Source organism: Microbacterium meiriae (assembly GCF_025143875.1).
Lineage (GTDB): Bacteria > Actinomycetota > Actinomycetes > Actinomycetales > Microbacteriaceae > Microbacterium > Microbacterium meiriae.
In genome coordinates this window covers 38983-64368 of the sequence record NZ_JAMBDU010000015.1, presented here as the reverse complement: position 1 = coordinate 64368, position 25386 = coordinate 38983, and the positions used below count along the sequence as shown (strand labels likewise).

The window sequence follows — 25386 nt, the reverse complement described above, 5'->3', positions numbered from 1 at the left end:
GAGGGGGGCTCAGACGACGTCGATCGGTTCCGTCGGCGGCGTCCCGTGCTTCCTCACCTTGAGGATGCGGTAGCCCTTGCCCGTCGCCGTGCGGAAGACGCTGAAACCGGGGTGGAAGGTCGCAGCGATCCAGCGCTGCAGAGAGTCGGCGCCGAGATTGCGCTGGACGACGAGCCACGCGTCGCTGCGTTCGTCGAGCCGCGGGATCCACTTCTCCAGCAGCCCGTGCAGTTCGTTCTTCCCGACGCGGATCGGCGGATTGGACCGGATCGTGCGGAAGGTCACGTCGTCGGGAACATCTTCGGGCAGGGAGGCGTTGATATTGGTGAGGCCAAGGGCAGCCGCGTTGCGACGTACGAGATCCAAGGCCCGCTCGTTCACGTCCACCGCCCAGACGGTCGCGTGCGGCGAGGCCAGTGCCATCGACAGGGAGATCGGCCCCCACCCGCTCCCGAGGTCGAGAAGATGACCTCCGGGAGGAACGGGAGGCATGTTGGCGAGGAGCACTGCGGTGCCGGCGTCGAGTCGATCCGGGCTGAAGACACCACCCGCGGTGGTCACTTCGAGCTCACGGCCTGCAAGGGATACGCGGATCTTGCGCAGGTTCTCGGGGCTAGCCGGGGCCGCAGTGAAATAGTGGTCGGACCCCATACGGTGAGCGTACCGGACAGCGCGGGCTAAGGTTAAGGCTCGCGAGGAAACCAGAGACAGGAACGGATGACGGAGACGAAGACACCCTCCACCGACGACCAGACGGTCGACCGCGTGCTGGCGAACGCAGAGAAGCGCTCCGAGGTGCGCACGTTCGGCGCCGCGCAGGCACTCCAGGACGAAGCGACGGCCGCGCATTCGACGGCCGACGGCGAACAGTGGGACCTCGAAGATCGGCACGCGCTGCGGCGCGTGGGTGGTCTGTCCACCGAACTCGAGGACGTCACCGAGGTCGAGTACCGCCAGCTCCGGCTGGAGAACGTCGTGCTCGTCGGGGTGTACCCGCAGGGTGCCCAGGAGGACGCGGAGAATTCGCTGCGCGAACTCGCGGCGCTCGCGGAGACAGCGGGCGCGGTCGTGCTCGACGGCGTGCTGCAGCGCCGCCCGCACCCGGATGCCGCCACCTACCTCGGGCGAGGCAAGGCGCAGGAGTTGAAGGACATCGTCGCGGCGGTCGGCGCCGACACCGTCATCGCCGACACCGAGCTGGCGCCCAGCCAGCGACGAGCGCTCGAGGACGTCGTGAAGGTCAAGGTGATCGACCGGACCACCGTGATCCTCGACATCTTCAGCCAGCATGCCAAGAGCCGGGAGGGCAAGGCCCAGGTCGAGCTCGCACAGCTCGAGTACCTGCTGCCGCGCCTGCGTGGTTGGGGTGAATCGATGAGCCGTCAGGCCGGTGGACAGGTCGGCGCCGGCGGCGCCGGTATGGGTTCGCGCGGTCCTGGTGAGACGAAGATCGAGCTCGACCGTCGACGCATCCGGACGAAGATGGCGCTGCTGCGCAAGCAGATCCGCGACTTCGCCCCGGCGCGTGAGGCGAAGCGCGCCGAGCGCAAGCGGAACACGATCCCGTCTGTCGCCATCGCCGGATACACGAACGCCGGAAAGTCCAGTCTGCTCAATGCGCTGACGAGCGCGGGCGTCCTCGTGGAGAACGCGCTGTTCGCCACCCTCGACGCGACCGTGCGGCGCTCGGAGACCGAGGACGGCCGCGTGTACACGCTGACCGACACCGTCGGCTTCGTGCGCAACCTGCCGCACCAGCTCGTCGAAGCCTTCCGTTCGACGCTGGAGGAGGTCGGGGACGCAGACGTCGTCCTCCACGTGGTCGACGGCTCGCACCCCGATCCGGCCGGACAGCTGCAGACCGTGCGTGACGTGATGGGCGACGTCGGTGTGCGTGACATGCCGGAGCTCGTCGTCTTCAACAAGGCCGATCTGATCCCCGAAGACGAGCGGCTGGTTCTCCGCGGCCTGGAGCCGCGGGCGCACTTCGTGTCGTCGCGGTCGGGTGAGGGCATCGCCGAACTCCGTGCAGCGATCGAGGAGGCCCTACCGAAGCCCGCGGTCGAGCTCCACGCCGTGATCCCTTACGACCGTGGAGACCTTGTCGCCGCGATCCACGAGACCGGGATGCTGCTGTCGGTCGAGCACGAGGAGGCGGGTACCGCCGTCCACGCGCACGTGTCGGAGCGCCTCGCCGCCGACCTCGCCCCCTTCGTCGTCGCCAACTGAGGGCGCGGGTCAGCGAGCGAGGAACCGCGCCTCGACGGTTGCCGTGAGCACGATGTCCTGCGGCTCGTACTCCATGGCCGGGGCGGCATCGGCCGCGAAGGCGACGGCGCCGCGTGCCTTCCCGAGCGGAGCGCCCGGCGCCGGCGTCGTGGAGGAGAGCAGGCCGGTGTCAGCGATCTCCACGGGAGTCACCTGGGCGAGACCGAGAGCAGCGGCGTAGGCCTCGGCCCTCGTCACGGCCACGCCGACGGCCTGTGCGGCGACCTCTCGTTCCACGCGGACGCGGGTCTCCGGGGTGAGATGCCAGTCGACCCAACCGATCTCGACACCGTCCCACGCGGAGATGTCGGAGATCCAGAGGGACAGCTCCGAGGCCTCCGCGAAGGTCGCGGTCACGTCGATGCTCGCGTAGTACACCGGGGCGAGACGCTTCCCCTCGGCGTTCCACGGGCGCTCGGCACGCACCGAGAGTCGCGTGCTGCTCCAGTCGAGGGCGGTGCCGGCATCCACACGTCCCACGATGCTGCTGCGGACGGGCTCGGTCAGACGCAGGACGTGGTCGACGACGGTCGCGCGCTCCGGACCCTCTGCGCGCACCGTGACGCGGATGGTCGCCCGTTCCGGCGACAGACGCGCCTCGTGTTCGCCGCGGACGGTGACTGTCACATCGCTCATGGGCCGACTCTACGCGACGGGTATCGGCGGCGGGGAATGGCGGCCGAGGCGCGAACGTTGTAGTCTGAGATGCTCGGGTGCTCGTCGCCCGGGAGTGACAATTCCACAGTGTGACAGCGGCTCCTTCGAGAGAAGGACCACGGGGCTGATCGGTTTCGACAGCGCCTGTGAATCCACGAGAAGCGGGCCGAGGATGCAGAGTTATCTCGTAAACGCTCTCTGCAAAACAATAGTTGCCGAAACCAAGCGCAACGACTTCGCCCTCGCTGCCTAAGCGAGCCCGATAGTCCGTCAGACCGTATGTGATTCCGATACGGATCCTGGCGTCATCTAGGAATCTTGCTGCGTGACGGCGTCTGGACGTCACGTGGGACTCTTCCCAGGCTGGGCTCGTCGACTTAGGTGTCTGTGACAAAGGTCGGAGCCGAGCAGAACGCTTCCACAGACTGCGCCCGGAGAAGGCGTGGAGACTCAGCGTTGGACGGGGGTTCGATTCCCCCCAGCTCCACATGTCGTGTGAGTTGAGAGTCTCACGAATATTGGATCGATCTTCAGATCGATCCAGGTGGGATGTATCATCCGAGTCATCGACCGATGACTCGGAGGTAAGCCGTTGTCAGCTGAGGATGTGATCTCGCCGGAACAGGAGGAGCACACGCTCCTCCTCGGCGAGGTTCGCCGCGAGCGCGTCGTTGATCTTCGGATCAACGACGCGCTCTTGCTTTCCGCCGAGATCGTGAGCCGCCTGGACAAGGCTCGGGTGCCCGACCGGACCCCATTCCTCGCAGAGCTCAGTGGTGAAGTCGAATCACTCAAGTACGTGAATTCATACCTAAGAGCGGCGGCTCAACAGCGTGCGTATCCACTGCCGACTCTGCGAAGCCAACATGCGACCGCGCTCCGGCGCCTCATCGAGTTCGTGAGAGCACAGCGTGATCCGGGTGCAGATCTTGTAGATGTCACACGTGAGGACCTCTTCGACTTCAGTGACATGCGCCAGCTGCGGCTTCGGGCCAGCTCGTGGAACAACGAGCTCAGCATCGTCGGCAATGCCTTTCGCTACGCGCTTGAGGTCGGCTGGATTGCTCGCGATCCAATCGCTCGTTGGGGCGCTACGCGACGCCTAACAATGAAGGCGAAGGAGACCTATGTCCGACGAATCCGATTTTTGAAGGAAGACCAGGCGCGCTTCTTCTTGGAAGCAGGTCTGAGAGCGGATGGAGCAGCGGCCGAAGCACGCACCGCGTACCCAGAGCGCGACTATGCGTTTGGTCTCACACTCGTCTCGACAGGATTGCGGCGCCATGAAGCCGCTCTGCTGCTCAACGCGGAAATTCCCCGAACGGTCGGACCTAGCGGAGTGCACACGTTCTGGAGAGTTGGGAAGAACGGTCGTTCCCGCGAGATCTGGATCGCTGATGCGCTTGCACTGGCGGTCGACCACTATCGACTCGTCGAGCGAGAGTATTTGGTGCAGCGCGCGCAGCGTCAGCTGCGCAAAGCTCGCAGGGAGGGACGACTACCGATTGTCGAGCCTGTCGAGGGAGCGAAGGAACTGAGGTTCCGAGTCAACGGGGTGTCAATGCGCACTGAGCAGATGGGGGATGATCTTCGTCGCCGTGCGGTACATATTCGACCAGACGGGGTCCTCGACCCGCTTGCTCTGTTCGTGATGCAGGGCGGCCATGGGCCGTCAAAGAATCGCTTCAACGAGACGTTCAACGACGCGAGCGAACGGGTGGCTCTCTTCGGCCCGAGACAGGACGCGCCTCCAGCTCACCTCAGTGTCACGCCGCACGTTCTCCGACACACCTTTGCAGTCCGAATGCTAGCCGCGCTGATGCGCCATGGCCGAGAAACAGCTGGCGACCCGAACATCCATCTCACTCAACCACTACTCGTTGTGCAAGAGCTTCTCGGTCATGCGCGACGAGATACCACTGAGCTGTATCTACGACACGCACACCGGTACTCCGACCAGGTGGCTGACGTGATTCGGGACGCGGCTGTACGAATGGTCACCAGGATATGAGTGACGAAGAGGTATTCATCGTTACATATGAGCTTCCCTCCGGGGTCAGACGTCTGCGACTGATACCCGCACAACTCGACGCCCCATTACTGGGGAAGGAACTTGCCATCGCATGGGTCGCCCTTGCCCGGCACAACGCCAACGCGCTTCCCTCGCTCCGAACCGCGATCCCCCGGTTCTGCACGATTGTCGCGCGCCAGCCTGGTTTCGACCCTCTTCACGATGGGCTTGAGGACTTGCGTCGTCGACACCTGGACGCATGGGAACGCGTGTTACTCGATGACCAAGCCGAGCGAGGCACGGAGTTCCCATACCGTCTCGCGATCTACCTGTCAGCCTTACTCCGATGGATAGAGGACGAGCAACCGGGGCGCCTGCATCCAAGCGTCGTGGCTCGTACCGCAGAGAAGACGAGGCTGACACCAGCCGACAGCCACCCACTGGAAGAGTTCTCGAAGCGAGAACTCTTCCACATACGGAGAGCGGCACTCGAGCTACTGAAACCCATGGAGGAAAAGGCGACAAGCTGCGCGCCCGATACCCTCATTGCCCTTCACATCCTGTTGTCGCTCGCGACAGCGCAGCCCCCGGAGGTGCTACGGGTGCTGACGATGGACGATGTTCTCGCTGCGACGACGGACCAGCGCGGGGCTGACATGGACACTGCCGCTCTTGCTGCAGCAGGGCTCGCCACGAGCTACTCCGTAATGATGCATAAGTGGCGGGCACACTCGAGCACAGAGGAGACGTTCCTTCGAAAGCGTCATGCCCGGATCGTCCGGTTGCTCGACGACTTGATCTCACGCACGAATGCGCTCCGTGAACGAAGCTCGTTGCGATCACTCTGGCTCACTGTCAACTCCCGAGGAGAGATTCGACGCCCAGATTGGTCCCAGCCCTCGCTCTCGGACTGGCTGAAGAAGTACGTGAAAGAAGAGATTTCGAGACCTCACGACTGGAGGCGATTCAGGAAATCATCCATCGCGCGCGACGTCATCGACAACACCGCCACCTTCCTCGCGACACAACACCGGCATTCGCCGGCTACTTTCTTCGACAACTACACGGCGAGCCCGAGCATGCGTTCCCACCTCCGCAAGCTGTGGGGCCAGACTGCCGGCGACATGCACAAGAGGGCCATGGGGCCCACCGTCGTTGTCGATGGTGAGGTGGTACGGACTGACGCAGCGAACCAGAACATTGCGATTGTTTCATCGGCAGATGTTCCGCTGTCTTCTGCAGGCGGCCTCACCGGTTGTATTGCCCCCGAACAGTCTCCCTATGCAAAAGAAGGGGAGGCGTGCCCTGTATCACGTGCGGGCAAGTGCTTCACCTGTCCGAACGCAGTGATCACCGCGGAGCACTTGCCCGCCATTGTGTTGTTCAACGAGATCACCTCTCCAGACGCCGCAGCGAGTTTCTCGACCTGGTCCTCGGTGTGGAGTGAGATCCACGATTCGACCAACACGATACTGTCCCTGTTCCCGGAAGCGAGTGTCGCTGAGGCGCGCCAGCACACACCCGAAGTGTTGGTCGACCTCGGCCTGAGACAAGGGCTGCGCGGTCGAGACCTTGATTAGTACTCACGAGATCATCGACGCCGTGGGCAAGGTTGCCGTCGCGGCGGGTGACTACGTCCACGACGACATGCCGAGCGGTCCGAGGTTCGGGGATGACAGGTGGGACTGTCTCTCAATTCGTCGACAGGGTTTGGCCGAGAGGTTCCTTGACTTCCGCGACATCCCGACTGGGTATCGCTTGGACGTCAAACTCTTCCTACTCTTCGAAGGGCGACCACACCACAACTTCGCCACCGCAGCCGGAGTCGTGCTTCGCAGAAAACCGGCGCCGTTTGAGGCGATGGTGCGAATGGTCGGGCGCTTTTCACTCATCGCGAAATGGGGAGTGAAGGTCGGGCTGGCCTCCTTCAATGAGTGGACGCAGGACAGCGCTGACGACTTCATCGCCGCACTGCGCGCGGGGAATCATAGGCCGAAGGGCGAACCAAACGGGCCAAGTTCCGTGCGAAAGTTCGTCACGCTCATCCAACAGCTGGCGGTCCTAGCGCCGGCTGCGCCACATCCGCTGACGTTTGTGCCCTGGGCGGGGTACACCGCCTCAGAGGTCGCGGAAGATGATGTCGGTGCAGAGTCCCGCACACCGCCATTGCCACGCGAAGAAACGTGGGAGCCGCTCCTTGCTGCTGCAACCTACGTCATCAATGAATGCCGAGAGCCAATCCTTAAGGCGCATGCGGCGTGGCGCGCAAGTCCCACATCCAGGGACCTCGGCAGAGGGATCTGCCGTGCTGATGCATGGACTCTGATACGGGATTTCCTTGAGAAGGGAGGGCGAATCCCTCTTATCACTGCATTCGGCAGAAACAAGAAGCGTGAGCGCGGCCAACCCAACATCGCGATCTTGCAACGCAAGCTTGGACTGGCCTCAAGCATGTTCAAACCGTCCCACCCGGCCTACAATCCCACGGCTGTGCGGCTCATTCAGCAAGCAGTCGACGACGGTTTGGTGGAGTTCGGGGGACTTGTCGCCTGCCCCCCGGATTCTCCTTTCTCGGAAGTCGGCATGGATGAAGCGGAGTATCTCCCAAGTGTGCTCCGCGGCGCGTGCTACGTGCTGATTGCTAGCCTGTCGGCGATGCGCGATAGCGAGCTCCAGGCTCTCAAGCGAGGAGCGCTTCTTCATCACCCTGATGCTCCGGAGATAAAGTCGATGACCTTCAAGGGGACGGGTGTTTTCGGCCGTCCACGCACCTGGTGGGTTCCAACGGTGGTCGAGAGCGCCGTCTCGGCGCTGGAGGCGCTCACCCAAACCAAACGGCTGTTCGCGCGAAGCGGGCGAACCGGGAGCGGGGGAGATGATGGCGAGTACAACCCCCACCGCGACATAAGACGACTCGTCGACTTTGCGAACAGCGCCCCGGACCGACGTCCAGGTCGTGGCCGCGACTTCGGCCTGGCTTCAATCCAGATACCGCGCGGTCAGGCAATCAATGCGAGATCGCTACGACGATCCTTCTGTGTGTACGCCGCTGCCTACCCAGGCATGGAGGTGGGCATAGGAATACAGCTCGGGCACGCATCGCTCCGGGTGACCGGAAGCTACATGAGGGACCGGCATCACGTTGCAAGCGTTGCGCTCGACGATGAGCGTGCCAAGGTCGTTCAGCAAGCGGTCGCGGAACTCATCTACTCCGACGGTGCAATCGGCGGACCATCGGGCCAGTATCTGATGGCGCTGCGTGCTCAGATCGTCGCGGATCCAGGTCGAGCAGAACTGTTGATCTCTCGCGCGGCGGAAAACTATCACCTTGGCCTCACCAATGACTGCGCTCATCGAGAAGAGACAGCAGCGTGCGGTCCGGGAGGTCCCAAGCTTGCTGACCGGATCTGTGCAACGACCGGCTGTCCCAACGCCGTCGTGCACATCAAACACATCCCTGTGATTGATATGCAGATTGAGCGCTACGACCGGATGCTGGACTCGGACAGCCTGCACCCTGGCTTTGAGAGGAACATGCGGGAAGGCCGCGCAGGTCGGGTTGCGATGCGGAACGAAATTCAGGGGACTGTCGAAGGAGACTGACAGATGGCTATCAAACCAGCACCAGTGAGTAATGACGTGTTCGAGCGAATTCTCGTGGCGATTGAGGAGATGTCGGGAAGTTCGACGTTGAGACGGACGAAGCGCGAGATCGAGAACATTGCTGCTCTCTCCCACGCGACGGTCGCGCGCGCGTTCGCTCAGGACCTGCGAGAACCGACACGATACGCCATCAATGAGCGATTCAGTGCTCTACAAGGCGAGACCGGCGGTCTGTCAGTCGACGGGATGAAGCAGCGAACGACTGACGACGAGTTGGAGGAAAGCAGAGCGCGCGTGAAGGCTCTGGAGGATGAACGGGCGATTCATCTGCAGACGATCTATGCGTTGTGGCTCGCTGTTCAGCCCGACGAGTCCGCGGCTCCCGTCGTTCGCATCAAGCGACCGCGCTCACCATATCTGCCGTGAGACCCGGATCGGGCCAATCCGGGTCTCACGGCAGAAACGGGATGTCGGATCGATTGACTGGGATACTAGAACGTCCCGTCGCTTCAAGGAGCATGCGCGTGCCGCGCTCGCGCTGCACCATGGCGTCTCCCTTCGGTGGACCCACGATGACCTCCTCAACTGGGAGTGGCGTGAAAAAGGTGGGGGACTGGGCATTTCCCAGCGGTGCGTGTCCGAGCGTCAGGTATGGCACGGGGCCTCGCCTAGACGGGCGAAAGCTCGGGGACACACCGGCGGGCCGCTGCACGACGAGCCGCACTTCGGATTCGTTCCGGAACGCCGGGTGCTTGAGAACAGCGGCTAGGGCCGCCAGATGTGCTTGGACGACAGCGACCGCACTTGGTTCGTCCTCCGAAGCGACCATCCGTCCAACCAACGAGTTCGATGCGAGAAGCTGCTCGAAAACCCAAGAGATCAGTTCGTCCTGTTCAGCCGGTTCATATCTGACTCGCAGCCACACCGGTTCGACCATGTATCCGGTTTCCACCGAAGGTCGGTCGAGCAGTGTGTACGTGGCCCAGGGATCGAGCTTCAGGGCATATCCACCCTCTCCTGCGTAACCGCGCCAGTGCTCGAGTGAATCGCGCATTGTCGACGCGCAGCATACGAAGGTTGGGTGGTCGGCGAGCTGACTTACGAGGTCGCTGAGAACGTATCGGATCGCGACGTGGTCGCGGATTGTTCCGCCGAGCGCATTGTCCTTTGCGTTGTACCAATCGAGGATTCGTTCTGCGCCGAACTTCAGCTCACTGAAGTCGTTTAGGAGAGTGGCGGCCGTTGCACGAAGTGTCCCGGTCTGAGATGACACAGATGAAGCGCTTGTGGAAGCGTCATCGGCGGGGGGCTTGCTGGGGGAGCGAGTCGTACCGCTGAGGATCCCGACCAAACCGGCTGCGTCGGTGTAGTGCCAGATGGGCTGGCGATGCGTCTTCGCGGCGAAGATTGGCAAAGTGCCTCGAATGGAGGGGCCATGCTCATTCATGTGCCCAGGATACGGGGACGAAGCATCATCGACACGACGTCAGATCCGCGGTGCGCGGGGGCCCGCGAGTCTCGCACGAAACTGGGCCGACGTTCCAGTACCGTCAGAATTCTGGGTTGAATGAATGGGGGGCCAACGATGAATGACGCAGTGATCGAGGACGACTACGCCGCATCGACCGATGCGCTGCTGGATGGTGGGTACGCGCTTATAGGGGCGGTGCACAGCCTGGTGAAGGCGCAGGGCGCAGCGACGAAGAGGGATCTGCTTCTTGCTGCTGCGACGCACAGTCTGCGCAGCGGCGACAAATCTGTAGGAGAAGTCACCGCCGTCGTCAGCCAGGTCTGGCCGGGCGCCCGGACGGATGAAGCCTCGGTCGGAGAAGCGCTTCTGGTCGGACAGGAGCTCAATCTGCTGCATCCGACGAACGGTCTTGACGGAACCGAACTTTGGGGCTTGACCGCTCATGGTGCTGATGACGTCGACCGTCAAGTTGCGTGGGTCGCAGCGGTCAAGGCGTCTGCCGTGGAGGAGCTGCGCGCGCGGGCCCTCGCGGACGCGGGCAGAGACATCTCACATGAGACCGCGGAGTTGTGGCTCGAGCGCATTGTCGGAGCGCTAGTCGTAGGTATCACAGCTTCGCAGGACGCATACCTCGGCCAGGTCGAGCACTTGGTAACGAAGCGGCTGGCGCCTCGCGGCATCCACCAGAAGACGGTGCTCGCAGAGATAGCCCGGGTCGATGCAAATCCGGATGTTGTGTCCTTCCTGCAGGCATGCGCTATCGCCGCGCTCGACCCCCTCGACCCATTCGGCGCGGAGATCGTCAGCCACATCACAACCGGCTGCGTGCTTCATTCGTACGTGGCGGGGAGGGACTCTGCCGCCGTCATCGAACGTCTCGGGACGCCAGCGGGTCAGCGGGCCATCATCGACACACCGGTTCTCGTCGATCTCGTGGGCCCGGCGCGCGTGAGCAATCCTGCAGCCACGACCATTCGTGCGGCGGTGGCTGCTGGATGGGACGTTGTCGTAGCGGACCACACCATCGAAGAGCTGGAATCGTTGATGGAGCGCGAGATCCCACGAATCAAGGAGAGCCTCCACGAAGCCCATGACCGCGGGGTCCGCGCCGAGTGGTACGCCTCGCTAGTCGAAGAGCAACTGCCGAGCTACTGCATCGAGGCAGTCAAGGAGGGGACGTACACCAATCTCGACCAGATGGTGGAAGCTGCTCAGGGCATCGCGGATGTCCTGAGCGAGCTCGGCGTGGTGGTGCGCGCGCATTACAACGAGAACGACATCGTGCGAGTGGAGCGTTGTCGCGCCGCACTCGAGAACGACCTAGAACAGACGAACTCCGGGCGCTCGACGAGTGCTATTCAAAGAGACGCAGACACCATCGCCATGATGTGGCGACGGCGTCGTCGAGAGGCGAACGGCAGTGCCTGGCCTGGTGGATGGGTGATAACGCCGGATCGCCACATGTCGGCCGCGTATCGCGCGGTGGAGCGCGCCGATGCCGTCTCGCTGACACTCTCATTGGCGCAATGGTCGACTCTTCTCTCGGTGACGGTGCCTCCCGCGGAGGTCGTGGACCTTGCCGGAGCAGCCGCGCGTCAACTTGTCGACGAGGCCATGTGGTTGCTTCCGTCTCGCTTCCCTAGTGACGTAGCTATGGACCTGGCACGGCAGATCTCTCCCGAGCGTGGGGGATCGGAGTCGGATCTCCGCTACATGCAACTCAGTTTCGACACGGCGCTACGTGCGGATCCGAATCGCTCGGCCACATCCATCGCGGCCGAAGTTCTCGAGGGAAGGAACCAGCGCAGAGACCGGCAGAGTGCGCTGAGCGTTGAGCGGGCGAAGCAGTCGGAGGCCGATGCGCTCCGCAACGCTGAAGCCGCACGGCACGAGGCGAGCGAGCAGCGCAGACTCGCCGACTCCGCGGTTGCGGACTCTGTGACCTCGAGGCAAGAAGGGCAGCAGCTCAAGGAAGAACTCGCATGGGCTAGGCAGCGCACGACCCGGATCGTCGTCGTGTTCAGCGCAGGGTTCGTTGCGGCGCTGGTGTGCATCGCGCTGGTCATCCTGAACGCCGGGCTTCTTCCGTTTCTTAGCGCGCTGGCGGGACTCGCTGTTCTCGTCGTCGGCGGTATCAGATGGTGTCAGAAGTCGGATGCGAAACTCCTCCCGATACTCATTGGCGCCGGCTTTGAGGTACTCGGCCTAGCCACAGGGCTTCTCGGCCTTATCGGCTCCGACCTGAGCTCGCTGCGCTAGCCGGTACCACGACCGAGGCGCAAACACCCGGGCACGCTCACACGAACACCGCAAAGGCTACGGGAAGGACACCTAATGCCTCAAGGAATTCCACCACTCGTCTCACTCGCAACTTCGATGCACGCTCAGCCAGGTGTCTATGCGCTGCTCCTTGGATCGGGCGTATCTACCGGCGCTGGCGTCCCGACGGGATGGGGCGTGGTCACCGAACTGGTCGCTCGCACGGCAGTGCTTCAAGGCGGCGACGAAGGCGCAGCGCAGGCGCGAGCCAACGCTGAGGCGTGGTGGTCCGAACATGGGGAAGGCGAGCTCGGATACTCGACTTTGCTCGAGCAGCTGGCGCCCACACCGGCGGCCCGGCAGGGGCTCCTTGCTGAGTTCTTCGAAGGTGAAGCGACGGATGGGGAGCGGCTTGTTCCGAGTCGCGCCCACCAGGCTATTGCCCAACTTGTGGCGCGGGGTGCTGTACGTGTGATTATCACGACCAACTTCGACCGCCTCATGGAGCAGGCCCTCGAAGTCGTCGGGGTGTCCCCGCAGGTCATCGCCCGACCGGAGGCCGTCAACGGCATGATGCCACTCGCTCACGCTCCCGCCACGGTCATCAAGTTGCACGGCGACTACAAGGATCTCGGTTCTCGCAACACCCCCGACGAACTGTCAACGTATCCGGAGGAGTGGACTCGGCTTCTCTCGCAGGTGTTCGAGGAGTACGGACTTCTGGTCTCAGGGTGGTCCGCCGAATGGGATGAAGCGCTCGTGCACGCGCTGGAAGAGGCCCGTTCTCGGTACCCACTTTTCTGGGACGCCCGCAGTGCCAGAAAGGAGAACGCGCAGCGCCTGATGGCCGGACGCCGTGGGGTGATGATCTCGGCTAGCAACGCCGATGTCCTGTTCACCGAGCTTGCCGAGAATCTCGATGCGCTAGACCGCATGAGCGCCGCGCCGCTCACGACCGCTCTCGCCGTTGCGCGTCTGAAGAAGTACCTTCCGGACCCCGTCCGCCGCATCGACCTCCACGACCTCGTCATGAGCGTTGTCGATGAAGTGGTAGAGGGGATCGCAACCCAGGCGATTACCGGCGGGGGAGAGACCGTCACCGGTGCCGATCTGCAGTCCGTGTGGGATGACCGATTCCGATCCATGGAACGACTCGTACCTCTCCTCATCGAAGGCGTGTGGCACGATTCGGACGGCCACCATGATCAACTGTGGCAGGACGTCGTGCAGCGCCTCGTCGATGCCGCTGCGGTTTTCGAGCAGACCTTCAACGAGGGCTACCGGGGCGCGCGACGCATTCCCGCGCTGGTCGCACTCGAGGTGCTGTCTATCGCGTCAACGCGTCGCGGACGCGAGTACCTCCTCCCGACGCTCACAGAAAAGGTCGAGGTCGTCGACCGTTACCGCGACACCGAACCACAGAACTGCGTACAGTTCCTCCATTACGCGCGCATCGCGGACGATAGTTGGATCAGTGCGATGCCGAGATGCGAAGAAACTCGCTACATGTATCCGGTGAGTCATGTCTTCTCACTGGACACGCGTCGCTACTTCACAGATCTTCTCCCCGAGGACGATGCCTTTAAGACTGCGTTCTACGGCTTCGAGTACCGCCTTGGGCTTCTCCAATCTCAGCGGTCGCGCGGCTACCGGGCTATCTCCGGGGACTATGTGGGGGAGTGGCAATGGCTGGCAGACATGCCCAATGCGGAGACGCAGTTCCGTCGTGACTTGGAGAGAAGCGGACAGGGCAAGTGGGCGACGCTCCTGGAGCGCGACGGAGTAACGCTGGATGCCGCTTTGATCTCGCACCGTGAAACGCTCGAGCGCTATCGCCGCTACTAAGCAGATTTGGGACCGGTGCCCGAGCGTCGAGTTGAGGCTTCAGGTCGGATGACGATGCAAGCGCGAATTCCTGTGCAAGTACTGTCGGGATGGCGCGCTGGACCACCCCGCCCCCGGGACGTTTCCACTCTTGTTAGCGCCCGCTAAACGTCACGTTCGGCATCCCGGCCGTCGGGAACCACGCCGGCGGCTCGACGCTCAGCGGGAAGTTCGAGTCGCCGTGGAACGAGCGCTGGTTGACACCGTCGTGCTTCGGGAGCGCATCGAACGTCGAGATCGGTGTCTTCGTCGAGTCGAGGATGGTCAGGTCAGGGAACACCTGCTGGGCGATGAACGCGGCAGCGTCCCAGGCGCGGACGCCCTGCTCTTCAGCCAGGTCCAGGATGACCTCGAGCTGCGCCGCAGAGTATTCGAAGCGGAGCTCACCTCCGGCGGTGCGGATGGCATCCGCATTCATGCGTTCGACAAGCGAGCAGTACTTGTTGATCTCTTCGGCGTGAACGCCCGGCACGAGCGCGTCGATACCGACGACTCTGCGGCCCGCGAACGTCGCGGCATCGCGGTCACGGTCGTCGAAGCCATAGAGCGGTGCTTCGTTGAGGGTGAGGAAGAGGGGGAATGGGGTGATGTTGAGTGCGGTCATGCTCTCTCTATGCGCGGGCGTGAGATCCACGAAACCAATGACCGGCGCGCTGAAACGACCGTTTCACTCCTCGCCGACGAACTGGACTGCGTTGCCCCACACCCAGCACCGGCGGATCTGTTCCTCGGTACGGAACTCGATACCGGCGGCATATGGAGTGGAGCGGGCAAGCTTGGCGTCGACCCGGATCGCCCGCGGTCCGAATCGCACCCACGCGCGCACACGACGGTATGGCTGCGGGTAGATGGTCAGCGGTTGCTCGCGCAGCGCAACTTCGCGTTCGGTGAGCGATTGGAGGGGCCCGACACGTGCGGCGGCGAGGACCTCACGATGCTGTGCCCTCATGTCGTAGTGGGCGGCCAGCCGCTTACTCGATCCCATACCGGCACCCTCCTCCGGCCAAAACTCAGACTAGCAAGATTCGAACATATGTTCTATCCTCGATCTATGCGATCCGCGACAGCCCATCCGCCTGCGACCCTATGGATGGTCAACGACATTCCGACGAGGATGGTCTTCGCAGGCCGACGATGGCGTGTCACCGACACCCCCACACGGCTGCGCGACTCGATCTGGGCGGCGCCGTTCGAGGAGAGCCGTGGACTCTACGGGTGGCGGTTCCAGGCGACCGACAGCGACTGCCAGTCATTGGTTTTCGACGTCTTCCAGGATGCCGACGGTTGGCACGTCCACCACACCTACGACTGAATCGAGATGGGGCGCACTGGGGTTTAGGGGTCGGTTGCCCTCGGATAGAGCACACTATGACTCATGGGAGACGTCGCACACGAACTTCACGGCCGATGGTGGGTGGCTGAGTCGCCTCAGACTGTGGTGGCGGGCAAGCTGACGGTAAAAACCAACGGTGAGACCCGACTGGAGTTGGGCGGTGGTCTCGTGGACCTCGGAGACACCATCGCGGCTATTCACGGTGACGCGGAAGGTAAGCCCGTAACGCTTTTACGGGCGTTCGTGCTGCACACGCGCGGCGGGATGGGCGGAGGCGAGCACTTCCAACGGCTCCACATCAGCCGCTGTTTCATCGGCGCACACTTCTTGCCCGACGAGCCGGTGTTCACCAGTGCTCGCGTGCAGCTGGAGAATCTGCCGACGTTCTTGTCTGCCCCGGGCATTGAGCGAGGGCGCGAACAGGACGGTTTCGCCTACTCGTCGACCGTTCGAGAGTACAAGTCCGAGGAGGCCGAGTTCGACGGGTGGAAGTTCGTGGTTCGTTCGATCCCGCAGTACTTCAATGTGGACACGACTCACGCGACGCAGACCGTGTCGACCGAGATCACCCCGTACCTGTTCATCACCTCGCCCGCACCCGTGGACGCGTATGGGTTCGATGAGAGAATTCTGCACCTGTCGGACCTGATGACGTTGGCTTCTGGCGAGCCTTCCGGGCTCATCAGCGAGCTGCTCATCCTGCGCAGGGAGGGAATGGGCCCCGACGACTTCGAGACGGTCGAGACATACGGGGAGCGCATTCACACGGCATCGCCGGAGGGCGTCGGGCCCGCCCACGAGCGCTTTCGATTCACCTGCGATGACGTCGCGTTCGAGGATTTGGTTCCAGCGTGGCTTCAGCTTCGACATGATGCGAGCACAGCATGCAACGTGTTCTTCGGCTTGCAGTACTCGCGTCCCGGCTACACGGAGACACGGCTGCTGCTGAGTGCGACAGCCGCGGAGTCGCTGGAGACCGCGTACTCGAATCTCTCGATGTCGATCCCCGAGCAGCGATTCGATGAGCTACGAGACAGAGTGCTGGAAGCGGCAGATAACGAGGAGGAACGGTTGTGGTTGCGTGCGAAGATCCGCAACGGACCCACGTATCGTGAGCGTCTCACTGAGCTCGCCTCGATACCGGACGAGTTCGCGCGCGCGACGGTCATCGACGAAGTCGACCTGTGGGCGAAGAACCTCGTGCGTGCACGCAACGCGTTGGCGCACACCGGCAACTTCGAAGGGGATGGGAACATCTTCGATCTAGAGCAGCAGACGGTCGGGTTGCTCACGCTAGTGCTGATGCACCGGACAGGACTTCCTCCACAGGCGCAGCAGCGAGCCGCGCGGCGTCTTCGATGGCCCGCATGAGGAGGCGACACCGTTGGCGCGCCATGTCGTTCAACTCCGGCATGATGATGACGTGCGCCGTGTGACTGGCGACCGAGACAAGGGGTGGGGATGGGTTGGCTCAACAAGCTGCTTGGTGGACGCGCGAAGTCGGGCGTGACGGTTCCGACGATGACCGCTCCTTCCCCCCGCGCGTCGCAGCCCTACTTTGCCATCATCGACGTCGAGACGACTGGCTTGTCTCCGAACAGGGACCGCGTGCTCGAACTAGCGGTCGTTCGCGTAGATCACCAAGGCCAGGTCGTGGATGAATGGTCCACACGCTTCAACCCCGAGGGTCCGGTGGGGGCGACTCACATCCACGGGATCACTCAAGCTGATGTAGTACGTGCTCCACTGTTTCGCGATGTTGCGACCTCAATCATTCCCTACATCTCGGGCCTGCCTATCGCCGCACACAATGCACGCTTCGACCTCTCCTTTCTCCGCGCGGAGTTCCGCCGCGCCGGGTGGGATGTTCCGTGGCTGCCGGCGTTCTGCACGCTCGACGGCAGTCATCACTACCTTCCCCACCTCGAGCGACGTCGTCTCATCGACTGTTGCTGGAGTGCTCAGATTCCTTTGCACGGCGCTCATTCCGCGCTCGGAGATGCGCGCGCGACGGCGGGCCTCCTCCGCCACTATCTCCAGATGCAGGGGCGCATGCTCCCGCATCCGTCGCTTCTTTCCGTGCCGAATGAAGCGCGGGGTGTCGTCTGGCCGACAGCCCCCAGCCGCGCCCCGTCGGCGTTCTTGCCGGACGAGTCGCTGCCTCGTACCGCGCGGCGTAGTCGCGTGACCCGAACCGCGCCACAGCAGCCCGCACTCATCGCGCAACTGACGAAGCTCAGCCTCGCGGAGGTGCTCGACGAGGGCGCTCCAGTGGGCTCCTTAACGTACGTCGAGACAGTCCTCGATGCCCTCGAAGACGGAGTCATCTCGGACGACGAAGCGGCCGCGCTGCAGGACCTCGTCGAGATGTACGAACTCAGCGACACTGACGTCGCCGCCGCGCACGCGGCCCTCCTGTTGGCGCTCGCGCACTCCGCACTCGACGATGGCCGCGTCGCGCGAGATGAGCGCGCACAGTTGGAGGCCATCGCCACCGCACTGCGGTTACCCGCCAAGCTCGTACCGAGCCTCATCGCCGAGGCGGATGCTGCCCGGGCTGCACGTCTGAGCGCTGGGCTGGGCGCGCTGCCCAGGAACTGGGAGCACGGCGATCCTCTGCGCGTGGGAGACAGGGTGGTGTTCACAGGGTTCGTCGAACGCGAACGGGAACGATCCCGCTTGGAGGAACGCTCTCGAACGCTGGGTGTACGTGTCCTCGGAACCGTGTCCGGTCTGACAGCCATGGTGGTGACCGACGGCTCTTTCGCTGGTGGGAAGCTCGAACGAGCCCACGAACTCGGGACACGTATCATCGACCCGCAGACATACTCGACGCTGTTGAAGCACCTTCAACCGGCGGTCGCCGCGTCCCCGAAGGCCACGCGCCCTGATCCGCGTGAGGAACCGGCTCACGCGGGCATAACCGCATCGGCATCACCGACCACGTCGCCGGGCGAGATTCGGGCGTGGGGGCTCGCAAACGGGTACGCGGTCGGTGTGCGAGGCAGGCTGTCTGCCGAGTTGGTGAGTGCGTTCGAGCGCTCGATATCAGTTCCGGTAGCCTCGCACGACGCCTGAGCAACTCTCGACGTGGATGCTGTCACGCTCTGCGGTGGTCTCGCTCTGCTACTCGAAGGGACTCGCCCAGTCCTGCCCCGACTGCGGGCGGGATAGGCGCTCATCGCGAGTGCGGCTCCGCTCAACGTGAAGTTGCCCGTTGTTGGGACGGGATGGGCGTGAATCGGATAAGCATCACCTGCGCTTGCGCGCGCAGACCGTCTACGCGCCCGACGCCGAAACCGCCCATAAGGCGCTCATCGCGAAGGCCGCCTTCTTCGAAGGGATCGGCATCAGGGTCAATCTCGTCGGCGACGTGGCGGTCTGATCCATTGGTCCGGGAGCGACGCTCCCGGACCAATGCCGCCAATGAGGATCTCTGTCGGGGTGACGTCTTCGATGCCGAAGCCCGAGATCTCTTAGCGACAGGAGGTCTTAACTGCTCCATGCTGCGGCAGCGTGCCGGGCATCGCGGAGCATATCCTCGATATGTCCGGCACGGAGCTGTTCGATGGCGCTGGCGGCTTCCTCGCCGGTCTCATCATCGACTCGCGAGTTAAGCCACTGTGCCCACGTCCATGTCGACCTCGTCCCCGTGCTCAGCACGCGAATGACTTCGCTGATCCCCTCGATAATTCGCCCGTCATCGATCTGAAAGGCGGGGTAGAGGAGCACGTTGTCGTCTGTCTCAAGCTCGAGGAGCGAGAGGGATTCAACGGCCGCAGTCACTCGATCTGGGGTCCAGCCGAGAGCGCGGGCGATGGACGCCGCTGTGTAACAGGGACCGATGATCTGGGCCCAGGGGTTCAAGTCGGTCATCACCCTGCCGCTTCCCGAATCTGACGCAGCGACGGCGTCTCGATGCGCAGCGTGCGCATGTCGAGGATTCCCAGGTTCCCCTGTTGCCCGTCCTGACCGAGGCTCGCCACACGTAACCCGTACTCGGTCTGCCCGCCCCCTGGCGCATGCATGTGCCCGTGAATCAGTAACTCCGGGTAGACGATGTTCCAAACCTTCGCGACTCGTGCGCGGGAATTGGCTGAGTCCCGGAGAGCGTCGTCAGGGAAGCCCATGGGGTTGGTCCGCAGGATCTCCTGCACAGAGCGGACAGGTGTCCCAGCAGGCGGCTCGTGCGTGAGCATGACTTCCGCTGGACCGCCGGCGATGGCCGACTTCACATGCTCGCTGGTGATCTCCTCGTCCTTCCAATAGCTAACGCCTTCCTGCCGCCACGCCCTGTCGACGGACACTGCGCCCCCTAGCGACAGCACACTGCGTCCGCCGATGGTCAGACGGCCAGGTCTCGGCAGCAACCACGTGATCTTCGAAACCCGAACGGCGGCGCCGGGGTGGGCATCAAGCAGCGGGGTTATCTGGCCCCAATTCTCGTGGTTGCCGAGCGTCACATAGATGCGTTCGATAGCTGTTCCGTCGAGGGCCTCGTCGGTGGTGTCGGGATCCATCGCCCAGTCGCCGAGCTGCAGCATGGTGGTGACCTCCGGTGCGAGCTCCTGGACCGCCCTGGCGACGATATCCAGCCATCGGAAGTTGCCGTGGACGTCACCGACCACAGCGACGCGCTGGTCAGGCAGCGCAATAATCGATGCGATCTCGAGGGCCTTTAGCGGTGGTGGTGTCCGCACGATTTAGCTCCAACCCGCGGCTTGTGGTGGGCGAGTCTCATCGCGACATCGCGACCTCGCGGCCTGGCGCGCTCGTGACCGTTCCCTGAAGGTGGGTCCGACTCTGAGGCTGCGCTCCACCCCTGGATCCCAGCTGATCCATCCACCTCGCTTCCATTGAATGGCGACGTGGAGGCGGAACGCGTGGTGGATGGTGGCGCGAACGGGATAGGTAAGGCCGGTCGGCCACTCAGGGTGCAGCGGATCGTCTCGAAACAACTCAGAGAAGACCTCCGAGAAGGTCGGGCCGCGTCCGGTGCGGCGCCGGACGCGCGCGATGAAGATGGCGGCGGCGAGCCCCAACTCATCTGACCGCTCATCGGCGGTGAGCGCGTTGAACGCCTCAATCCAAGCATCGGGAGCTTCGACCTCCGTGGCACTCCACCAGATCGGTCGGGGATCAGTCACTGCTACTCAACAATCAGGGTCGACCTGAACGGGACCTACGCATCGAGGCGACCCGGAGCCGATGCGCAGCGGCACACGTGCAGGTCGAGACGCGCGGAGCGCCTGTCGATGGAGTGAATGTTTCGTATGGCTGTGGAAATTATGCCACATGAGAAAGGCTATACACCCGCGCCTTTCTCGTAAGGCTTGGTTGGTGGTTCGGAAGACAGCAGGCGCGAGCGAAGGATGGCGTGAGTTTGCCGTCGAACTCGGCCGCCAGATTCGCCGCTTCCGAGTGGAGAAGGACCTTTCCCAGGAGGCGCTCGCGTTTCGCGCGGGACTCACGCGCTTCACGGTTCAACGGTATGAAGCAGGTGAAGGTCAGACGGGTTCCCCGGCCAATCCTTCCCTGCGGACCATCGTGGCGCTGGCGCAGGTGCTGGATGTTCGGCTGGAGGAGCTCCTTCCGGCGAACCAGCCGGACGTCACGACCCGGTAGTTCGCTCGTCGGATGACGTGCTTCCTCGGCAGAATCGCGACGTTGGAACAAGCGATGGCTACCCGAGCACGGAGGACACGCCTTCTATCGCTGATGCCCCCCTTGCCGAACTGCCGTGTCGGCTACCCGGAAGGTAACGCGGCGCGACATGCCCAAGTGGGCTGCCGACAATCAGTTTCCCACCGGGGGAGGCTGAGCCTCATCGTCGCTGGGCCGTCGTACCCGACCGGGTCGTCCAAGTACAACTTTCGCCAGCGGTCACCACAGAGGCGGGTGGGCTTGACATGGTTGCCGAAGGCCGTCATCGCAAGACGTTGAGCTAAGCGTTCGAAGCCGTCTCCCGATGGCGGCGCATTCGTGGTCCACACACTCATCTTGTCGATGGCGGGCCAGCAGCACTTCTTCTCGGCAAGTCAGAGCGGTTTGAGTGGCCACGGCGCGTAACGCATCCGTGTGACGGTGACGGTGACGGTCGCAGACGCGTTGCGGTCGCGCCGCGCCATGCGCGCGCTATCGAGGAATCTGACTGCTTGCATACGGGACAGGACACGCCATTGTTTGCCGCGCCGCTCGATAGGGCTACCGTGATTCCACTCCGCGATACGGTTTCGACGACAGCAACACAAATGCAGGGGGATGCGGTGCACCTGAAGAATGTTCGGCTTTCGAACTTCCAGGCCTTCGGGCCAACGCCAAGAGAGATCTCGTTTGAGACGATTACTTACGTTCTCGGACCCAATGGGGCTGGGAAGACGACTGTCCTCGAAGCACTTTCGCGGCTCTTCTCGCCCATCGCCGCTCAACGACGGGTCGAGGCGCTCGACTTTCATGTACCAATGGCCAAGCCTGACGCCGAGGAGGTCGATCCGCCAACGCTGTGGATCGAAGCTGACTTCGAGTTCCCCGAAGCCGGCGACGAAGAAGTCCGGCCCGCAGTGCCGCCGTTCTTCGCGCACATGTCTCTACTCACTGCCGATGGCCCGCCGTCGATGCGGATCAGGTTGACGGCGACGCTGGAGCCTGACGGCACCGTTGTCGAACAGATCGACTACGTGCTCGACGCGGACGAAGATGGCGTTCCGTTGCGAACTGCGCGCATGTCGAGGGCCGACCGCGCCCACATCGAAGTGCATTACCTCCCCGCAAGGCGCGACCCATCCGAGCAGATCTCATATGCCTCCGCTTCTCTCCTAGGGCGCACACTCCGGGCTGCGACCTGGACGGCGGAAAAGGAACTGCTCGCAGAACTCACCGAGCGCATTACGGACACTCTTGCCGGTAACGCCGCCGTTGCCAGCATCGGAGTTCAACTGGCTAAAGACTGGGTCAAGCTGCATCGTGGCGACTTCTTCAAGGACCCTGCGCTGGCTTTTGGGTCCAAAGACATCGAGAGCGCGCTGCGTCAGCTGACTCTTCGATTCACTCCGGGCCATGGCGCAGACTCCCTGCAGTTTGAACGCCTCAGTGACGGCCAGAAATCACTGCTCTACATCTCGCTCGTGCTGGCGTGGCAGGCTGTGGGACGCAAGGTGCTGCAAGGAGAGGACGCATCCGTCGACGTCAATCGCCTCCGTCCGCCGGTGCACACGATCTTTGCGATTGAAGAGCCGGAGAACAGCCTCGCCCCGCAGTACCTCGGCCGCATTATGCGGAGTATTCGAGCCGCCTGCGGGTTCGGCGATGCCCAGGGCGTTGTTGCGACCCACGCGCCAGCGATGCTCCGCCGAACGCGACCCGAGTCGATCCGCTATCTCCGGCTCAACAACCGGCGCGAGACAACCGTTCGTAGCATCATCATGCCGGAGAACGACAGCGAGGCCGCGAAATTTGTTCGAGAGGCGGTTGAAGCGTATCCAGAGCTCTACTTCGCCCGTCTGGTTGTGCTCGGGGAAGGGGACAGCGAGCAGATCGTGCTCCCACGGATTCTTGCAGCCGCAGGCATCGCTGAAGATGATGCTTCCGTCACCGTAGTCCCGCTCGGAGGCAGGCACGTCAATCACTTCTGGCGGCTGTTGGACGGTCTCGACATCCCCTACGTCACGCTGCTCGACCTCGACTGCGCCCGCTATCAGGGAGGGTGGGGGCGGGTGACCTACGCGCTCAAACAGGTCAACAAGGTGCGTCCGAAGACGTTCTCGCAAAAGCATCTGGACTACATACCGGCGTGGAACGCAGATAAGGACTTCCCCGCATACGAACAAAAGGAGTATCCGTCGGGGAACTCACCAATCGCGCGTCTCGAAGCAGAACATGTGTTCTTCTCGAATCCCGTCGATCTCGATCTGATGATGATGGAGTCGTACCCAGAGGCGTACGAAGGAAACGCCGCTAAGCCCACCGAAACTCAGCTCAAGGCAGTTCTAGGGAAGTCGCGCGCTAACGTAGACCGTCTGCCTGAGAACGCTGTGGAACTCCTCGGTAGCTACCACCAGCACTTCAAACTCAGTAGCAAGCCGGTCGCGCACATCTCAGCCCTAGCCCTCCTCGATGATGACGGGCTAATGGCCGGACTCCCTGCAGTCCTTGCTCGGCTTGTATCCACAGTGCGCGGCTTGCTGAAGGGGATCCCCGAGTGAGCGGCGAGGTGCAGTGGAATCCCGCGGATGGCGTCGGTCTTGAGCCGAATGCGCTCAAGGCGGTGACTGCCGTCGACGGGCATGTGGTCGTCACGGCCGGCCCAGGAGCTGGGAAGACTGAATTGCTGGCTCAGCGCGCTGACTTCTTGCTCCGCACCGGGGCCTGCGCATATCCACGGCGAATCCTCGCGATCTCGTTCAAGGTCGATGCGGCGCGGAACCTTCGCGAGCGGGTCAAGCGGCGCGCAGGGGCTCAGCTCGCCACTCGCTTCGATAGCTTCACCTTCCACGCGTTCGCCAAGCGCCTCATCGACAACTATCGGGAGGCGCTGACCGGAGAGTTCGCCCTCGACGCCGACTATCAGATCGAAATGAAGACGCAGATTGAGCGGCGTCAGATCACTTTCGATGATCTCGTTCCGTTCGGAGGGGAGGTCCTGAGTAGCGCCCCGTTTGCTCTTCAGGCGCTTCGCCAGACATACAGTCATGTATTCCTCGACGAGTTCCAGGACTCGACGCGCGCGCAGTACTCCCTCGTCAAGGAGGCCTTTCTGTCATCGGAAGCCAAGATCACGGCAGTAGGCGACGGAAAACAGCGGATCATGGCGTGGGCAGGCGCGGTCGAAGGCATCATGGAGGAAGCCGCTGCAGATTTCGGCGCGGAGGTTCTCGAGCTTCGACAGAACCACCGCTCCGCGCCAAGGCTTCGTCGGATGCAGAACCGGATGATTGCCGAGATGGAGCCCGGCGCTGAGGTTCCTGTAGATGAGCTGCAGGGTGATGAGGGCACCATACGTCGGCTCGATTACAGAAACGACCTGGAAGAAGCTGACGCGCTGGCCGAACTCATCAGCGAGTGGATCGACGAGGGGGTGCCCGTGGCAGAGATCGTCGTGCTCGTCAGGCAATGGCCCGACCTGTACGCGGCGCCGCTCATGGATGCGCTGGCTGTTCGGGACATCCCGGCACTTGTCGACAGCGAACATCAAAAGCTCGTTGCGGACCCGGCGGCCGCGCTCATCTTCAACTTCGTGCGTGTGGTCGTGAGCTCGCGGCAACCGGGAGCCTACGCGGATCTGATGCAAGTGTTCGATCTGTTCGACGAGAACGACGAAGCGGCTCTACGTCGCGACCGCGACGTCAAGAAGTTCCTCGCGATGGCATCCGCCACAGTGCGCGCGGAGAGCTGGGACTCGGAGAGTTGGCCACAGCTGATTCAGGACTTCCTGAACTTGGTTTCCGCTCCGGTGCTCATGGGCTTGTCGGCGTCCTATCTGAGAGGGGACGAGTTGCAGACCGCGGTTGACGACGCAATACACGCGTTGTCGGAGGCCATCGCGGAAACCGGAGGCGAGAAGTCCGCACTCGCCCGGCTCTCCGGTGTCGACGCGGTCCGCATCCTTACCATCCACAAGTCCAAGGGGCTGGAGTTCGAGAAAGTCGTAATGCTGGGCACGGAAGAAGAGACGCATTGGGGACCACAGCGGGAGGCTGAGTGTATCTTCTTCGTCGGAATCTCCCGCGCGAAGACTGAGCTTGTAATGACTACTGCTCGACATCGCCCAACACCCGTGGGTCTCGCGGGCCGTGGGCGCTGGGATGAGCATCGACGTCGGCATGGGCGCTTCCTGTCCTTCGCTGACGAAGAGTAGCCTCGCGGCGCGAACACTTCTCCGAGGGTCCAATCGGCATTGCAGAG

Annotated in this window: 21 protein-coding genes and 1 other RNA gene; 15 read left to right on the top strand and 7 right to left on the bottom strand. The window is 63.0% G+C overall.

From position 1 onward, the window contains the following. Positions 1–9: 9 nt before the first annotated feature. Positions 10–651, bottom strand: a complete 642-nt coding sequence (locus M4D53_RS10715; RefSeq protein ID WP_259953970.1) for a class I SAM-dependent methyltransferase — start codon at positions 649–651, stop codon at positions 10–12. Between the two features lie 66 nt (positions 652–717). Between M4D53_RS10715 and hflX the strand changes: the two genes are divergently transcribed. Continuing rightward, positions 718–2229: a GTPase HflX gene (gene hflX / locus M4D53_RS10710; protein ID WP_259953968.1), complete on the top strand. Its 1512-nt coding sequence runs from the start codon at positions 718–720 to the stop codon at positions 2227–2229. A gap of 9 nt (positions 2230–2238) precedes the next feature. On the opposite strand, the gene M4D53_RS10705 is transcribed toward hflX, so the two are convergent. Further along, positions 2239–2904 carry an SIMPL domain-containing protein gene (locus M4D53_RS10705; protein ID WP_187663900.1) on the bottom strand — a complete coding sequence of 222 codons (666 nt, stop codon included), beginning with the start codon at positions 2902–2904 and terminating at the stop codon, positions 2239–2241. A 141-nt stretch (positions 2905–3045) separates the two neighbouring features. Between M4D53_RS10705 and ssrA the strand changes: the two genes are divergently transcribed. The 5 genes from ssrA (at position 3046) to M4D53_RS10680 (ending at position 8965) form a co-directional block, all read left to right on the top strand. Continuing rightward, positions 3046–3415: a transfer-messenger RNA gene (gene ssrA / locus M4D53_RS10700) on the top strand. A 117-nt stretch (positions 3416–3532) separates the two neighbouring features. Next, positions 3533–4936, top strand: a complete 1404-nt coding sequence (locus M4D53_RS10695; protein ID WP_259953967.1) for a tyrosine-type recombinase/integrase — start codon at positions 3533–3535, stop codon at positions 4934–4936. Continuing rightward, entirely contained in the window at positions 4933–6516 is a 1584-nt protein-coding gene (locus tag M4D53_RS10690) for a hypothetical protein (RefSeq protein WP_259953966.1), read from the top strand. The genes M4D53_RS10695 and M4D53_RS10690 overlap by 4 nt, the downstream gene beginning before the upstream one ends. A gap of 22 nt (positions 6517–6538) precedes the next feature. Next, positions 6539–8539 (top strand): hypothetical protein, encoded by a 2001-nt coding sequence (locus tag M4D53_RS10685; protein WP_259953965.1) that lies wholly within the window; start codon positions 6539–6541, stop codon positions 8537–8539. A gap of 3 nt (positions 8540–8542) precedes the next feature. Next, positions 8543–8965 carry a hypothetical protein gene (locus tag M4D53_RS10680; RefSeq protein ID WP_259953964.1) on the top strand — a complete coding sequence of 141 codons (423 nt, stop codon included), beginning with the start codon at positions 8543–8545 and terminating at the stop codon, positions 8963–8965. Positions 8966–8990: 25 nt separating this feature from the next. Here the strand turns inward: M4D53_RS10680 and M4D53_RS10675 are convergent, their stop codons facing one another. Then, entirely contained in the window at positions 8991–9986 is a 996-nt protein-coding gene (locus tag M4D53_RS10675) for a DUF2971 domain-containing protein (protein WP_259953963.1), read from the bottom strand. Positions 9987–10136: 150 nt separating this feature from the next. On the opposite strand from M4D53_RS10675, the gene M4D53_RS10670 reads away from it, so the two are divergent. Continuing rightward, the gene (locus tag M4D53_RS10670; RefSeq protein ID WP_259953962.1) at positions 10137–12269 is read left to right on the top strand and encodes a hypothetical protein; all 2133 of its coding nucleotides are present in this window, start codon (positions 10137–10139) and stop codon (positions 12267–12269) included. A gap of 198 nt (positions 12270–12467) precedes the next feature. Further along, positions 12468–14114 carry an SIR2 family protein gene (locus M4D53_RS10665; RefSeq protein WP_259953961.1) on the top strand — a complete coding sequence of 549 codons (1647 nt, stop codon included), beginning with the start codon at positions 12468–12470 and terminating at the stop codon, positions 14112–14114. 133 nt (positions 14115–14247) lie between these two features. Here the strand turns inward: M4D53_RS10665 and M4D53_RS10660 are convergent, their stop codons facing one another. Beyond that, positions 14248–14757 (bottom strand): hypothetical protein, encoded by a 510-nt coding sequence (locus tag M4D53_RS10660; RefSeq protein ID WP_259953960.1) that lies wholly within the window; start codon positions 14755–14757, stop codon positions 14248–14250. Between the two features lie 63 nt (positions 14758–14820). Then, positions 14821–15138 (bottom strand): hypothetical protein, encoded by a 318-nt coding sequence (locus M4D53_RS10655; protein ID WP_259953959.1) that lies wholly within the window; start codon positions 15136–15138, stop codon positions 14821–14823. A gap of 105 nt (positions 15139–15243) precedes the next feature. On the opposite strand from M4D53_RS10655, the gene M4D53_RS10650 reads away from it, so the two are divergent. The 4 genes from M4D53_RS10650 (at position 15244) to M4D53_RS10635 (ending at position 18871) form a co-directional block, all read left to right on the top strand. After that, positions 15244–15465 carry a hypothetical protein gene (locus M4D53_RS10650; protein WP_259953958.1) on the top strand — a complete coding sequence of 74 codons (222 nt, stop codon included), beginning with the start codon at positions 15244–15246 and terminating at the stop codon, positions 15463–15465. 63 nt (positions 15466–15528) lie between these two features. Further along, entirely contained in the window at positions 15529–16857 is a 1329-nt protein-coding gene (locus tag M4D53_RS10645) for an ApeA N-terminal domain 1-containing protein (protein ID WP_259953956.1), read from the top strand. Positions 16858–16947: 90 nt separating this feature from the next. After that, complete coding sequence (locus tag M4D53_RS10640; RefSeq protein ID WP_259953955.1) at positions 16948–18564, top strand: exonuclease domain-containing protein; 1617 nt, start codon at positions 16948–16950, stop codon at positions 18562–18564. Positions 18565–18748: 184 nt separating this feature from the next. Continuing rightward, positions 18749–18871 carry a hypothetical protein gene (locus M4D53_RS10635; protein ID WP_259953954.1) on the top strand — a complete coding sequence of 41 codons (123 nt, stop codon included), beginning with the start codon at positions 18749–18751 and terminating at the stop codon, positions 18869–18871. 107 nt (positions 18872–18978) lie between these two features. Here M4D53_RS10635 and M4D53_RS10630 read toward each other — a convergent pair whose 3' ends face one another. Beyond that, positions 18979–19362, bottom strand: a complete 384-nt coding sequence (locus tag M4D53_RS10630) for a hypothetical protein (protein ID WP_259953952.1) — start codon at positions 19360–19362, stop codon at positions 18979–18981. After that, a complete protein-coding gene (locus M4D53_RS10625) occupies positions 19362–20186 on the bottom strand; it encodes a metallophosphoesterase family protein (protein ID WP_259953951.1) in 825 nt (274 codons plus the stop codon). The genes M4D53_RS10630 and M4D53_RS10625 overlap by 1 nt, the downstream gene beginning before the upstream one ends. A gap of 640 nt (positions 20187–20826) precedes the next feature. Here M4D53_RS10625 and M4D53_RS10620 point away from each other — a divergent pair. The 3 genes from M4D53_RS10620 (at position 20827) to M4D53_RS10610 (ending at position 25339) form a co-directional block, all read left to right on the top strand. After that, positions 20827–21111, top strand: coding sequence for a helix-turn-helix transcriptional regulator (locus tag M4D53_RS10620; RefSeq protein WP_259953949.1), 285 nt, complete (start codon positions 20827–20829; stop codon positions 21109–21111). A gap of 584 nt (positions 21112–21695) precedes the next feature. Further along, the gene (locus tag M4D53_RS10615; protein WP_259953947.1) at positions 21696–23687 is read left to right on the top strand and encodes an ATP-dependent nuclease; all 1992 of its coding nucleotides are present in this window, start codon (positions 21696–21698) and stop codon (positions 23685–23687) included. After that, positions 23684–25339: a UvrD-helicase domain-containing protein gene (locus M4D53_RS10610; protein WP_259953946.1), complete on the top strand. Its 1656-nt coding sequence runs from the start codon at positions 23684–23686 to the stop codon at positions 25337–25339. The genes M4D53_RS10615 and M4D53_RS10610 overlap by 4 nt, the downstream gene beginning before the upstream one ends. Positions 25340–25386 lie beyond the last annotated feature (47 nt).